This is a genomic window from Salinivibrio sp. ML198, from assembly GCF_001996015.1.
Lineage (GTDB): Bacteria > Pseudomonadota > Gammaproteobacteria > Enterobacterales > Vibrionaceae > Salinivibrio > Salinivibrio siamensis.
The window spans coordinates 1-13,742 of record NZ_MUEZ01000005.1; the positions used below are offsets into that span (position 1 = coordinate 1).

Annotated in this window: 16 protein-coding genes and 1 tRNA gene; 4 read left to right on the top strand and 13 right to left on the bottom strand. The window is 48.6% G+C overall.

The genetic code is table 11. The features are described from left to right. Nucleotides 1-4: 4 nt before the first annotated feature. Nucleotides 5-89 (top strand) — tRNA-Tyr (locus BZG25_RS04365). 57 nt (nucleotides 90-146) lie between these two features. Here BZG25_RS04365 and BZG25_RS04370 read toward each other — a convergent pair. Further along, on the bottom strand, nucleotides 147-1,124 hold the full coding sequence (locus BZG25_RS04370; protein ID WP_077578545.1) for a glutathione S-transferase family protein: 978 nt from the start codon (nucleotides 1,122-1,124) through the stop codon (nucleotides 147-149). Between the two features lie 210 nt (nucleotides 1,125-1,334). Here BZG25_RS04370 and BZG25_RS04375 point away from each other — a divergent pair, with 210 nt between their 5' ends. Continuing rightward, on the top strand, nucleotides 1,335-1,688 hold the full coding sequence (locus tag BZG25_RS04375) for a DUF4168 domain-containing protein (RefSeq protein WP_046073635.1): 354 nt from the start codon (nucleotides 1,335-1,337) through the stop codon (nucleotides 1,686-1,688). A gap of 47 nt (nucleotides 1,689-1,735) precedes the next feature. On the opposite strand, the gene arsJ is transcribed toward BZG25_RS04375, so the two are convergent. The 5 genes from arsJ to BZG25_RS04400 all read right to left on the bottom strand — a co-directional run bounded on the left by arsJ (nucleotide 1,736) and on the right by BZG25_RS04400 (nucleotide 5,967). Continuing rightward, on the bottom strand, nucleotides 1,736-2,959 hold the full coding sequence (gene arsJ, locus BZG25_RS04380) for an organoarsenical effux MFS transporter ArsJ (RefSeq protein WP_077638637.1): 1,224 nt from the start codon (nucleotides 2,957-2,959) through the stop codon (nucleotides 1,736-1,738). Between the two features lie 73 nt (nucleotides 2,960-3,032). Then, nucleotides 3,033-4,040: an ArsJ-associated glyceraldehyde-3-phosphate dehydrogenase gene (locus BZG25_RS04385; protein WP_077638572.1), complete on the bottom strand. Its 1,008-nt coding sequence runs from the start codon at nucleotides 4,038-4,040 to the stop codon at nucleotides 3,033-3,035. A gap of 11 nt (nucleotides 4,041-4,051) precedes the next feature. Next, nucleotides 4,052-4,393 carry a metalloregulator ArsR/SmtB family transcription factor gene (locus BZG25_RS04390; protein WP_077638573.1) on the bottom strand — a complete coding sequence of 114 codons (342 nt, stop codon included), beginning with the start codon at nucleotides 4,391-4,393 and terminating at the stop codon, nucleotides 4,052-4,054. Nucleotides 4,394-4,499: 106 nt separating this feature from the next. After that, a complete protein-coding gene (arsB, locus tag BZG25_RS04395; protein WP_077638574.1) occupies nucleotides 4,500-5,561 on the bottom strand; it encodes an ACR3 family arsenite efflux transporter in 1,062 nt (353 codons plus the stop codon). Between the two features lie 64 nt (nucleotides 5,562-5,625). Further along, nucleotides 5,626-5,967 carry a metalloregulator ArsR/SmtB family transcription factor gene (locus BZG25_RS04400; RefSeq protein ID WP_198535204.1) on the bottom strand — a complete coding sequence of 114 codons (342 nt, stop codon included), beginning with the start codon at nucleotides 5,965-5,967 and terminating at the stop codon, nucleotides 5,626-5,628. Nucleotides 5,968-6,499: 532 nt separating this feature from the next. On the opposite strand from BZG25_RS04400, the gene BZG25_RS04405 reads away from it, so the two are divergent. Then, entirely contained in the window at nucleotides 6,500-6,700 is a 201-nt protein-coding gene (locus tag BZG25_RS04405; protein ID WP_046073639.1) for a hypothetical protein, read from the top strand. Between the two features lie 118 nt (nucleotides 6,701-6,818). Next, on the top strand, nucleotides 6,819-7,628 hold the full coding sequence (gene xthA, locus BZG25_RS04410; RefSeq protein ID WP_046073640.1) for an exodeoxyribonuclease III: 810 nt from the start codon (nucleotides 6,819-6,821) through the stop codon (nucleotides 7,626-7,628). A 93-nt stretch (nucleotides 7,629-7,721) separates the two neighbouring features. Here the strand turns inward: xthA and BZG25_RS04415 are convergent, their stop codons facing one another. The 7 genes from BZG25_RS04415 to BZG25_RS04445 form a co-directional block, all read right to left on the bottom strand. Beyond that, complete coding sequence (locus BZG25_RS04415) at nucleotides 7,722-8,792, bottom strand: trans-acting enoyl reductase family protein (protein ID WP_046073641.1); 1,071 nt, start codon at nucleotides 8,790-8,792, stop codon at nucleotides 7,722-7,724. Continuing rightward, entirely contained in the window at nucleotides 8,792-9,730 is a 939-nt protein-coding gene (locus tag BZG25_RS04420) for an NAD-dependent epimerase/dehydratase family protein (protein ID WP_046073642.1), read from the bottom strand. The genes BZG25_RS04415 and BZG25_RS04420 overlap by 1 nt, the downstream gene beginning before the upstream one ends. A gap of 87 nt (nucleotides 9,731-9,817) precedes the next feature. Then, nucleotides 9,818-10,258, bottom strand: a complete 441-nt coding sequence (locus BZG25_RS04425) for a MerR family transcriptional regulator (RefSeq protein WP_046073643.1) — start codon at nucleotides 10,256-10,258, stop codon at nucleotides 9,818-9,820. Nucleotides 10,259-10,379: 121 nt separating this feature from the next. Continuing rightward, entirely contained in the window at nucleotides 10,380-11,057 is a 678-nt protein-coding gene (locus BZG25_RS04430) for an ABC transporter permease (protein WP_046073644.1), read from the bottom strand. A 6-nt stretch (nucleotides 11,058-11,063) separates the two neighbouring features. Then, nucleotides 11,064-11,804, bottom strand: a complete 741-nt coding sequence (locus BZG25_RS04435; protein WP_046073645.1) for an ABC transporter permease — start codon at nucleotides 11,802-11,804, stop codon at nucleotides 11,064-11,066. 38 nt (nucleotides 11,805-11,842) lie between these two features. Continuing rightward, nucleotides 11,843-12,619, bottom strand: a complete 777-nt coding sequence (locus tag BZG25_RS04440) for an ABC transporter substrate-binding protein (protein ID WP_046073646.1) — start codon at nucleotides 12,617-12,619, stop codon at nucleotides 11,843-11,845. A gap of 84 nt (nucleotides 12,620-12,703) precedes the next feature. After that, nucleotides 12,704-13,474: an ABC transporter ATP-binding protein gene (locus BZG25_RS04445; protein WP_069361038.1), complete on the bottom strand. Its 771-nt coding sequence runs from the start codon at nucleotides 13,472-13,474 to the stop codon at nucleotides 12,704-12,706. Nucleotides 13,475-13,742: the final 268 nt, after the last annotated feature.

The following is a 13,742-nucleotide window of genomic DNA, read 5'->3' on the forward strand; positions in this document are numbered from 1 at the left end:
CCATGGTGGAGTTCCCGAGCGGTCAAAGGGATCAGACTGTAAATCTGACGGCTCAGCCTTCGAAGGTTCGAATCCTTCCTCCACCACCATCTTTAAGGGCCAGCATTTGCTGGCCCTTTTTCGTTGCTTTTGCGGTGATAACTTCATCATTCCGCGTGAGATGCGAGTGATGCGCGGCCATGCGGTGACCACAAGTCTTGCTCTGGTCCTTTCGGCACAATGCGCGTCGGGTTAATGTTGCCGTGGCTGTAATAATAATGGGTTTTGATATGGTGCATATCGACTGTCTCTGCCACGCCTGGCACTTGGAATAACTCTTTCATGTAACAGAATAAATTGCAGTAATCGGCAATACGTTGCTTATTACACTTAAAATGGCCCACGTAGACGGGGTCAAAGCGAATTAACGTGGTGAACAGCCGCCAGTCTGCTTCAGTAATCTGATTTCCGGCAAGATAACGATTGCGACTTAAATGATCATCCAACACCGTCAATGCAGTGAATAACTGATCAAAGGCTTCTTCATAAGCCTCTTGTTCGGTGGCAAAGCCACATTTATACACGCCATTATTCACATTGGGGTAAACAAACTCGTTCCACTGATCAATCGCCGCACGCAGGTTGTCTGGGTAATAATCGTCATGATTGCCCGTCATACCATTAAACGCCGAATTGAACATTCGAATAATGTCGGCGGATTCATTACTGACAATCGTCTGAGTTTGCTTATCCCATAAAATCGGAACGGTGACTCGACCGGTGTAATCAGGCTTCGCGTGGGTATAGAGCTGATGGGCATAGTCGTATCCATACAGCGGCTCTGGCTCAGAAAACGTCCAGCCATGTTCTAGCATCTCAGGCGCGACGACCGTAACCGCTATATGAGGCTCAAGTCCTTTTAAATGGCGCATAATCAGGGTGCGATGTGCCCATGGACAAGCAAGAGAAACATACAGATGATAGCGGCCTGATTCAGCGCTAAAGCCCGCATCGCCACTTGGTCCAGCTTGGCCATCAGCGGTCACCCAATGACGAAAGCCCGCGTCTTCACGGACAAATCGACCACCCGACGACTTGGTGTCATACCATACATCATGCCAAATACCGTCTATCAGTTTTCCCATATGTCCTCCTTTTTTACTATCAGCAGTATAAGAAGCGCGCTAAGGAAAGTCGGCAGAGCAACTTGTTGGAGTTATTCGAAAAAGCTGAACAACCCTTACACTATCAACAATGTCATGGTCTTGTGAGAATTTGTCTGATTGCTTGTTCGCGTTTGACCATCACTCTCCATCTCTTTTAGGGTGACCGTGATGAATAAAAGGAGAGTATTGATGAAACGTTTACTAGCGACCCTATCTTTTGCGTTTGTTGTTGCAGCCAGTCTGCCAAGTTTCGCTGCCAACGAAACAAACGAACTGTCAGCGGATCAGCTGACCGACCAAGTGGTAAGCAGCTACGCAGAGGCCGCTGAACAGGTGGTTTCAATCTCAAAAGATTACAAAAGCAAGCTTGAGAGCATTCGCAGTGAAGAAAAGGCGAAAGCGCTAATGGCGGAGACCCAAAAAGAAATGGCGCAAGCGATTGAGGCAACGGGCCTGACGATAGAAGAATATAACGCTGTTTTTCGTCAAGCACGTGAAGATAAAGAGCTGCAGAAGAAAATCAGCAATATGCTCAACGAGTAAACGTAGTTTGAAACAGGGGTAAGCATATCCATGCTACCCCTGTTTATTTAAGCTTGGTCTGTCGAGACAGCCGTGCTGGGTAGCCCTAGCGAAATCACAGTAGTTAGAACTAGAAATGCGAAAGACACCCAAAGACACGCGGCGAGTCCCCATACTTGGAACACCCAACCGGATAACACGGTGCCAATTAAGCGTCCCATGGCGTTTGCCATATAATAGAACCCCACATCCAGGGACACGCCGTCACCTTTGGCATAGCTGACAATCAAGTAGGAATGTAGCGAGGAATTAACGGCAAATATCGCCCCGAACACCATAAGCCCGACGATAATCACCCCTTGCGGATGCCACTGCTCGCCAATTGCATAAGCAATAATGCCCGTCACCACCGCCAGTAAACATGCCCAACCGAGCGCCGCCTTGCCACCCGGCGAATGGCCAGATTGGCGCCCAGTGATTTTCGGCGCAATCCCTTGCACCATGCCGTAGGCAATCACCCAAAGAGCAAGAAAGCCGCCCACAGCACTGTGGCTCCAACCAAATGTGGTGCCAAGATAAATTGGCAAGGCCACCACAAACCAAACATCTCGCGCGCCGAAAAGGAACATCCGTGCCGCTGAGAGGATATTCACACTACGAGACTTAGAAAAAATTTCCGAAAACTTGGGCTTACTTTTGGCTTTCCCCAACTCCGCATTGAGCGACACCACACTGCCGATAAACACGAGGCTCAAGACGCCAGCCATCGCCGCCACCGCGTACTGAAAGCCAATCAGAGAAAGCAACGCGCCACCGACAAAAAAGCCCACGCCTTTGAGTGCATTCTTCGAGCCCGTCAAGATCGCAATCCACTTAAACAGCGCCCCCTCTGCGTTGTCAGGCACCAAGGTTTTAATCGCGCTTTTGGCGCTCATTTTATTCAGATCTTTCGCAATCCCAGACAAGGCTTGAGCAGCCATCACCCATGGAATGGTGAGCCAAACGGCTGGCACGGCTAACATGGCAAGCGCGATAATTTGCATGCCAAGGCCAATATTCATGGTGCGATTGAGGCCCAGTCTAGCCCCTAACCAGCCTCCGATAAGGTTGGTGACCACGCCGAAGAATTCGTAAAACAAAAACAGCGAGGCGATTTCTAACGTGCCGTAGCCCAGCTCATAAAAATACAGCACCACCAGCATCCGCAGTGCACCGTCGGTGATGGTAAAATTCCAATAGTTAAAGGTGACCAGCATATACTGGCGCACGGATTGGCTTAATTGAGCAAACATAGTGGTCATCGATTCACATACAAAAAAGGGCGATGCGGCACTGGGCACGCATCGCTACCCTATAAAAAAGCGATTACTTATCAACGCCGCCGACGTTGCGCACCAACTCTGCGGTGCGCGTGGCATACCCCATTTCGTTGTCATACCACGCATAGATTTTGACCATACGCTTACCCACCACCATGGTGGATAAACCATCGACAATCGTGGAGCGCTGATCGCCACGGTAATCAATCGAGACTAACGGACGCGCCTCAAAGCCAAGAATGCCGTTAAGCTCGCCGTCCGCGGCCTCTTGCAACAGGGCGTTCACCTCATCAGCAGTGGTATCGGTTTCCACATCAAAAATCACATCCGTCAGCGACGCATTGGCGAGGGGGACACGCACTGCATGGCCGTTAATCTTGCCTTTTAGATCCGGGAAAATTTCCACGATGGCGGTCGCCGATCCTGTCGTGGTCGGGATCAAGCTCATACCGCACGCGCGGGCACGACGTAAGTCTTTATGCGGCGCATCTAAAATCGTTTGAGTATTGGTTAAATCATGAATGGTGGTGAAGGTCGACTGCGCAATTCCCAGTTTTTCATGGATCACTTTCACAATCGGAGCCAAGCAGTTCGTGGTACACGACGCCGCAGTGACGATTCGATGTTTGCTGGGATCAAATATCGCGTCATTCACTCCCACCACAATATTCGCCACTCGCTCATCTTTGACTGGCGCAGAGACAACCACACGCTTTACGCCTTGGTCCAAGTATTTTTGCAGCAAACCCGCGTCACGGTGTTTTCCTGTGGCCTCAATCACCACATCGCAGCCTGACCAATCGACTGCATCAATCGCTTTTTCTTGGCTTGTCGTCAGTGTTTGACCGTTAATCTGCACGCGGTTGCCTTCTGCACTCACCGCGTGATGCCAACGCCCTTGTACCGAATCAAACTCCAGCAAATGCGCCAGTGTTTCCGTATCTCCCGCCACGTCATTAATGTGGACAAATTCGAGCTCTGGCCAGTCAAACGCAGCACGCAGAGCCAAACGGCCGATACGGCCAAACCCATTGATCCCGACTTTAATTGTCATTGCTTTCTCCTTTACACACAGCAGGTGGGGCGAGACGCCATCTTGGCAAGCCGCGTGAGATCTTCTTGATAAGTGTCTTTTAGGCAGTTGGAGTCCACCAGCCCTTGAATTTGTTTGCGCATCCAACCGGGTAAGTCAGCGGCTAAGCGATAAAACACCCATTGTCCTTGGCGCGTATCAACCAACAAACCACTGGCCCGCAGTTGCGCCAAATGGCGTGAGATCTTCGGCTGCGAGGTATCTAGCGCTTCAGTCAGTTCGCACACACATAACTGCCCTTCACGGGCAATAAGCAGTAAACACCGCACACGTGTTTCATCGGCCAATAATTTGAAAAACTGGTGAGGCAACATAGGCTCTCTCATAACGCTTTCCCAAATGTACATATGGATATGCATATATTAATAAACCCAAGCATACATGCAACGGTGCCAGGCAGGAATTCATAAAAGCTTCATGTTAAATCGTATAGCGCCGCTTCATCCTTAGCGCGACATTCACCAAGGCAATTAACACGGGCACTTCTACCAGCGGCCCAATTACCCCTGCAAAGGCTTGATCAGAGTGAATACCAAACACCGCGATCGCCACCGCAATGGCTAATTCAAAGTTATTACCGGATGAGGTAAACGCAATTGACGCATTACGGTCATACGGGATCCCCAATTTTTTGCCCACAAAGAAGCTAATAAAGAACATCAACACAAAGTAGGTCACTAGCGGTACAGCGATACGCAGCACATCAAGCGGCAACGCAATAATCGCTTCCCCTTTGAGGCTAAACATCAACACAATGGTCGCCAACAAAGCAATTAACGTCATCGGTGAGATACGTGGCAGAAAGACATCTTCGTACCATTGCTCGCCCTTTTTAGCGACCAACACGGCACGTGATAGGTAACCCGCTAAAAAAGGGATACCCAAGTAAATCAGCACACTTTTCGCGATGTCGCCCATGGTGACATCCACCACAAAACTTTGTAGACCCAGCATGGGGGGTAAAACGGTGATAAATAGCCATGCCATCACACTGTAAGTCAGGATCTGAAATAAACTATTCAGTGCCACTAGGGCTGCGCCATACTCTTTGTTACCGCCACTGATATCGTTCCACACCAAGACCATGGCGATACAACGGGCAAGACCAATCAATATCACTCCCGCCATGTACCCTGGCTCATCACGTAAAAATAGCACCGCCAGCGCGAACATAAGAATAGGACCGACCACCCAGTTCATGATCAGCGACAGCGTGATGGCTTTTTTGTCGCGCGTGACCGAGCCCAATAAACGATAATTCACTTTTGCCAGTGGCGGATACATCATTAAGATCAAGCCAATCGCCAGCGGCACATTGGTGCTGCCGACCGATAAACGCTCACTGAGGGTCGCCACTTCTGGATAAATCCACCCTATGCTGACCCCTATGGCCATAGCGAGGAAAATCCATACCGTTAAATACCGATCAAGCCAACCCATCTTTTGGGCGGCCGACGGCGCACAGGTTTCAGATTGAGACATAATACAAATCCTTGGTGATTACTGACGTTGAATAACAGGCACCCATCATGATGCGAGAGGTTAACTATTGATGATCCTCACACACCGTTTTTCCCTGCATCACTGGAGTGAAAGGCGAGAGAAGTGAAGGGTTGTTGATAGCGGTAGTGTGCAAAATACCGACCATCCAGTCGGGTAATGCAGGATGAAGCTGATAATAGACCCACTTTCCTCGACGCTCTCCGACAACCAATTGGTGCTTACGTAGCTCCGCCAAATGCCGAGAAATCTTTGGTTGGCTTAGGGCTAACGCCTCCATCAGATCACATACACATAACTCACCATGCTGTGAGAGCAACAATAGAGAGGTCAGCCGAGTGGGCTCGGATAAAGCCTTGTAAAAACTAAGCGTTTGACAAATCTGCATTTTCTCTTTTCAATATATACGATAAATCATATATATGAAAAACCATATGTCAAATCAAACAGCAAGTAGAATAGTGGCTAGAATGACAAAAACAGCACTATCGCTATCTCGTTGCGGTCTAAAAAGCCCTTTACATCCGTAAGAAATGCTGTAGTGTGATCAAAGCTCTAGATACGGAGCATCAAAAGACATCAAGTCAAAGTCGAGACAGACCACGCTATTTCCCGCATAGACTCTCTGCAGCAATCCACTTTCGCTTTTTCCTAGATTGATAACCCGTTAACACCCCTTTTGCTATCACTCATTGGTGGGTATCACTGTATTAATGGTGATCGTTCACCCCAAAAGAAACCGACGCATCTGCGCGGCCTATGACGGATAACCACTGAGGGGGCAGAGCAATAATCATTTAACTCATGGAGATAAAATATGGCCGCTACTAACGGCAGACTGCGTCACTGGTATCATTTACGCCGTGCACAAACACAAACTAAAACCGCTAACAACACAACCAAAACAGTAAGGAACGCCATTGATAGTTAACTTTTCACTCCCTAATCTTGCCAACTGGCAGGTCGCGATTCATCAATTTAATGGGGATATTATCCTCAAGCACTTGCTCCATCGCCTACCGACACTATCCCAACCGACGCTACAGTTTGATCCTAGCACCGAGCTTGGCGCCATTTTTAGCCAAGGCGAATGCTTAGGTGAATTCTCTCTTGCGCACTAACGCTTAGACAATATCGCGCGTTTCCATAACCTACAGAGATAGAGGCCGCCTTTCCGTTCATTGAACTAAGCTGGTAAAGTGTCTTGCTATTAACAAGACAACAAAGGCAGCCTCACACGTGAAAATCATTTCATTCAATATCAATGGTATTCGTGCTCGTTTGCATCAATTGCAAGCCTTGATTGAAAAGCATCAACCTGACGTGATCGGGTTACAAGAAACCAAAGTTCATGACGACGCCTTCCCGCTCGCGGATGTCGAAGCGATGGGTTACGAAGTGCACTTTCATGGCCAAAAAGCCCATTATGGCGTGGCAATGCTATGTAAAAAGTCCCCTATCAGCGTGCAAAAAGGCTTTCCTACTGATGATGAGGACGCTCAACGCCGGATGATCATGGCGACCTTTGAAGACGAAAACGGCAAGCCAATCACTGTGCTTAACGGTTACTTCCCGCAAGGGGAAAACCGCAGCCATGAAACCAAATTCCCCGCCAAGCGTAAGTTTTATCAAGACTTAATGACCTATTTAGCTGACCGTGATCCGAGTGAGCAGTTGGTGGTGATGGGCGACATTAATATCAGCCCGAAAGACGATGACATCGGCATTGGTGAGCAAAACGCCAAACGCTGGCTACGCACCGGTAAGTGCTCTTTCTTACCCGAAGAGCGTGAGTGGCTGGGCACTCTAATGGACTGGGGGTTTGTTGACACCTTCCGAGCCCTGCATCCTAGCGTGAACGATCAGTTCTCGTGGTTTGACTACCGCTCACGCGGCTTTGACGATAACCGCGGCCTGCGTATTGACGTGATTCTGGCCACTCCAGATCTGGCGAATCAATGCATCGATGCTGGCATTGACTACGAGCTCCGAGCGATTGAAAAACCGTCAGATCACGCGCCGATTTGGGCGACCTTTAAATCAGCATGATTGATCTGTCGTTGGCGACACGATCAAACGATTAATCTGTCATTCAACGATAAATACCGCAGCATAAGAAGGCTGCGGTATTCGGTTTAGCAATTAGGATAAAATGATGGATTCATCTCCCGATAAACGCTCTATAAAATCGGCCCCCATCAGCTGAGAAGGCGTATAAGTACCACCAACACAACCATTTTCTAGCAGAAAAGAGACAACCTCAATCGCCCCTATCATTGTCAAATGGTAGCCATTTGCCGTTTTAATTCGAGCGGTAGCCGTGTCACCATTAGCGTTAGTCGCTTCACCCCACACATAAGTAGGATAACGCTCCCTCTCTTTATGGCTAGGCCCCTTTACCTTTTTGGATATCCAAAATTTAGCCAAAGACTGTATGATACTCAGCTTAAGTAAAGGACGAATCAGGTTAGCGCGCCGAGCCTGACGAACCATCTTCTCAGAGCTTGGAATATATACATCTATATTCTGTATCCCCGTAGAGTGATAAGCCGTTGATATATCCCCCCAAGGAATAGTCATTGCTAACTTTTCGCCATTGCCAAAGTCAATTTTTTTTACATCGTAGGCCAATGGCACAGTGCGAATAATACCATTTCTTCTAATTTTTCCTCCGTCCGCAAGCCCCTCTATTGAGGTCTTCGCCGTCCCCGGAGAAAAGCCTGAACGCGAATCAAAGCCCAGAGAAAGCTGGGTAGCATCTGGCAAAGCGAACTTCAATATTGCGGCAACACAGTCCGTTGGAATAACATCAAAGCCGACGCCTGGGCAAATCACAGCCCCTGTTTGTCTTGCTTGTTGACTAAAGCTTTGGGCCAGTTCAAATACTGCAATCTCTCCAGTGATATCGAGATAATGCGTACCAAGCTGTGAGCATATATCCATCATGACCTCAGCCGTCGTTGAGAACGGTCCGGCACAATTAAGTAATATATCGATATCTGCAATGTTCTTTTTAACTTCCGCTTTATCAGTTAGGCTAAACGTCCTGCATTCAAGTCCTAGTGCATTCGCCACTTCTATTGTTTTTTGAGGATCTCGGCCGGCTAGGATGGGGGTAAACCCTCTTCTCACTGCCTCTTCCGCAATCAACTGTCCGGTATAACCATAGACGCCATAGATCATCCAGCGCTTTGTCTTTCCTGTCCCAGCCATTATGCCCTCTCCTTTTGACGTTCACTCATTATATTGGCTAAGCCGAGGCGCCACTCTGTCACCCTAAAATCAGGAAAGCGTGCCTTAAACTTATCTGAAACAAACACATTATCTGTCTGGTAACGAGGCAATAGCTCTCTCATATATCTGTAGCGCTTATCAAACCAACTCGCTAAACGTAGTTGAAACGATGTCACCACTCGATAGTGAGGAGATGTGCCAAATACATCCGCCGCTAAGGCAATAAACTCAGAATAAGTTAGTCGGTGATCATCACAAGGCAAGTGCCATGTTTGTCCATACGCATCAGGTGTATTGCCAATCAACGCCATCGCTCGGCTAGCATCTGGCGTATAAATAAGACTTCGTTTCACATCATCACGCAATAATACGGTTGCTCGTTTTCCTTTAAGCAAGTTATCAATGACGGCTGAGTTCGTAATGCTCTGTGTCTTTCCTGGTCCATAAAACTCCGGCGCTCGACAAATGACTGCATTTATTTGTTCTTGTTGCATCGCAGCCAATAGCATTGAGGCTATTTCCGCTCTCACGCGTCCCATCACGCCAATTGGCCGAAAAGGTGTAGATTCGACAAGCGGCGATGCAGTTTGCGGGTACATATAGGTATTATCGAAAAAGACCAAGCTAGCTTTATGAGTGATACAGGCTTGAATAACATTTCGCATTATCACCGGCCACGAAGAAGCCCAAAGCGTCGGGCTCATTGGCAAACCTGCGGTCAAATACACAATACTCGAGCCAGCAACAGCTGCTTTCGTCTGTTCTGAATCAAGTAAGTCAGCAGGAAAGACTTCATCTGTATCGTGAATTTTTTGGGGATGGCGACTAACTAAGCGAATCGACTGGGTATAATCTCGCTTCAAGGCAATTGCCAGTTCACGCCCTATCTGACCGTTAGCACCCATTATTGTTTGCATATATTGACCTCATTCAACACTCCACATTCAGTAGAATTCCTACTCTAAGGTTGAAGTAAGGTTTAAGGTCAAACTCAAATTAGTCGATTATTTTCCTGAATCTTGCTCAGGGTTGGACGATGATAAAACTAATCCTACCCGAGACATCACTCGCTGTGCGTTTTCAGCACAGTCCATGTCATACGGCTTGGCCGCAATATCATTTAACACCGTCTCCAGCTGAGCTTTATTCGCGACTATTTTTCTCTCAAGTTCTGCCAGCTCGGATATTTTGTTTTTTAGCGTGGCTACCAAACTGGCATGATCCCACTGAGAAATATTGCTTGGAAGTAACGTTCTCAGCTCGTCAAGACTAAAGCCAGCTTGCTGCCCCGCAGTGATCATAGACAATACAGTTAGTGCTTCCGGCGGATAACGTCGGTAGCCATTTGACTGACGAGTCACTGTTTTGAGAAGCCCTATGCGTTCATAAAAACGTATACGCGAGGCCGATAATCCTGATCGGCGCGCGAGTTCTCCAATTTTCATGCTGTTATCGCTCTATATAGATCGCAGTACCTCGGCTAACTATAGCATTGAAGATTCGCCAATTTTGCATGTCGGACTAAAGGAGGGATTAATAAGGTGCTAAAAAATAGCACCTTAAATTCTAGCTAAGCGGCCTTAAATGGCGTAGGAAGCGGCGCTCCGCTAAGCGGAACATCCAAAGGATGCTAAATGTCAGCGCCATATAAAACACGCCGGCGGTCAAAAACGACTCGAACGGCGCATAGTAGCGAGAGTTCACTATCCGCGCGGCACCGGTTAAATCGACAATGGTGATAATCCCTGCCACCGCTGAGCCGTGTAGCATAAACACCACTTCGTTACTGTACGCGGGTAACGCACGACGCATCGCGCTCGGCAACACAATGCGCGAAAAGGCTTTATAGGGGCTCATGCCATAAGCGATCGCCGCCTCGACTTCCCCTTTAGGGAGGCCATTAATCGCGCCACGGATGATTTCCGCTGTGTAAGCGGCGGTGTTGAGCACAAAGGCCACCAAGGCGCAGAACCAAGCGTGCTGCCACAAGCTGTTCTCGACATTGATCACTTGGCTCAAGCCGTAATAAATCAGATACAACTGAATTAACAGCGGTGTACCCCGGAAAAAATAAATAAACGCCCACGCTGGGTAGCGCCATAAAGGGAATTGCGCATTACGCGCGACCGCTACCGGCACCGCGACCACTAAGCCAATCACCAACGCAGAGGCGACCAGCCATACGGTGGTCCAAAGGCCTTCTAAGTATATCGGCCAGGTTTCGAGTACGAGAGAAAAATCCATGGTCACCTACCGCGTGTGAATGCTAAAACGACGCTCCATCCAGCGCAGTCCCGTGGTCGAGATACTGGTAAAGAGCAAGAAAATCAGTGCAACGGTAAAGTAAAAAGTAAATGGCATTTGAGTTGAGCCGGCCGCCAACGCGCCTTTTCGCACCATGTCATCAAGACCAATAATCGACACCAGCGCAGTGGTTTTGAGCAGCACCAGCCAGTTGTTACCAAAGCCTGGCAGCGCATGTCGGATCATCTGCGGCAGCAAAATACGGCGGAATGCCAAACTGCTGCTCATGCCATAAGCACGTGCGGCTTCCATTTCCCCAGCGTCCACCGCCATGATAGCGCCACGGAAGGTTTCCGCCATGTAAGCACCAAAGATAAACCCGATGGTTAGGATCCCGGCAATAAATGGGCTCACATCAATATAGTCAGGTAAATAGGATGTCCAGTCGTGATTGGGGTTTTGACCGGCCATGTATTCGTTAAGCCACTCATTGATGCCATACAAGCTGTTGTTCAGCAGCATTTGACCGCCGTAAAAAATCAGCATCATCAGCACCAGATCAGGGATCCCGCGTATGACCGTGGTATAGACCGTCGCTATCCCACGCAGCCAGCCAAATTTGGAGAGTTTCGCCAGTGCGCCCAGCATACCCAGTAGCATGGCAAGACCTAACGAGAGCAGCGCAACCTGAAGGGTCACCCATGCGCCTTCAAGCAGGGACCACTCGTAACCTTTCAAATCAATCATATGAATCGGGCAGCACTTTCATGCTGCCCGCCTGCCTATTACTCGCCGTAAACGTCGTAGTCAAAGTACTTGGCAGCAATCTCGTCATACACGCCTTTTTCACGCAACGAATCGATCGCTTGGTTGAGCTTCTTGGTCAGTTCTTTGTCTTGCTTACGTGTCGCAATCCCAAAGCCTTCACCAAACCACTCAGGGTCAGTCAGTGACGGGCCGATGAACGCAAACTCGTCACCCCCCTCTTTGTCGAGCAGCCCTTGCTGGAGTGCCGACGCATCGCCAAGGATTGACTCAATACGGCCTGCTTTTAGATCCAGGTAGGCTTCATCAAAGGTGCCGTAACGCACGATATCCACCGAGTCACCATAGTTATCAGTCAGGTATTTGTCGTGTGTGGTCGCACGTTGTACACCAATTTTAACGCCCTCTAACCCCTCTTTGGTAAAGGTCAGATCCGTGCCTTTTTCAGCCACAAATTTATTAGGGATCAGCGCGTATTTGTTAGTGAAGTCAACTTTTCGCTTCCGCTCTTCGGTAATGGACATCGCGGCGATAATGGCATCGTATTTACGTGCCAGAAGTGATGGAATAATGCCATCCCAATCCTGGGCCACAATCTTACACTTTGCCTGCATCTCTTCGCAGAGCGCATTGGCCATATCCACATCAAAGCCTTTCAGCTCGCCTTCGTTGGTGGTCCAGCTAAATGGAGGATAGGCCCCTTCGATACCGAAACGTACGACCTTCCAATCCTTGGCTGCTACGGAGGTTGACCCAACCGCGGCCATTACAGCGGCGGCAACTAGCCATTTTTTCATCTTCCTGTCTCCTGTCGTTTTTACGATGTTGTCAGGGCATTGCCCTATTGCATGGTTATGCTATTGATATTTTTAATAAATAGATTAGTAAATCGATGAGATAAACTGCTGCAAACGCTCTGATTCTGGCGAATCAAACAACTCTTTCGGGTTGCCTTGCTCTTCTACTAACCCTTGGTGCAAGAACATCACATGGTTAGAGACATCGCGCGCAAAGCTCATTTCATGGGTAACCACCAGCATGGTGCGTCCTTCCTCAGCCAGTGAGCGCATCACACCCAACACTTCTCCCACTAATTCAGGATCCAGCGCGGAGGTTGGCTCATCAAACAGCAAGACTTCTGGCTCTACCGCGAGTGCGCGTGCAATCGCTGCACGTTGTTGCTGACCACCGGATAAATGGCCTGGGTAGTAATCGCGGCGCTCATAAAGCCCTACGCGGTGCAATAACGCTTCTGCTTCTTCAATCGCTTGTGCCTTAGGCACACCTAGCACATGCACAGGCGCTTCAATAACATTTTGCAGCACCGTCATATGCGACCAAAGATTGAACCCTTGAAACACCATCGCCAGCCGCGAACGAATGCGCTGCACTTGCTTGTCACTGACGGGGACGGGCTCACCGGCACGGTTGTTTTTCATTTTGATCAACTCACCGTTGACCCAAATTTCACCGCCCGTGGGGGTTTCCAGCAGATTGATACAGCGAAGAAAGGTGCTCTTTCCGGAACCGGAAGAGCCGATAATGGAAATCACGTCGCCGCGGTGGGCGTCGAGGGAAATACCTTTGAGCACTTGATGCTGCCCAAAGCTTTTTTTAAGTGATTTTACCTGTAGCGCCACAGCATCCGTCATGCGCTAACTCCTGTCATCCGTGAAATCTGTTGTGTTTGTGGTTAAAGCGCACCAAATGCACTGAGTATGGATTGAAAATATCACCCCTCAACGCAATGAGCAACATTTTGTTAACCTTTAAAGCGCATTCATTATAGTCACTATTACTGCATAAAAAGTCAATCGTAAAATTTACTGCTGAAAAAACCAACAATTGCTTTGTCAGCCATTAGCCGTACTAAACCGGCTTTAACCGAGGTAAGTATAGAAGTTAACTTGAAGAAAGCTG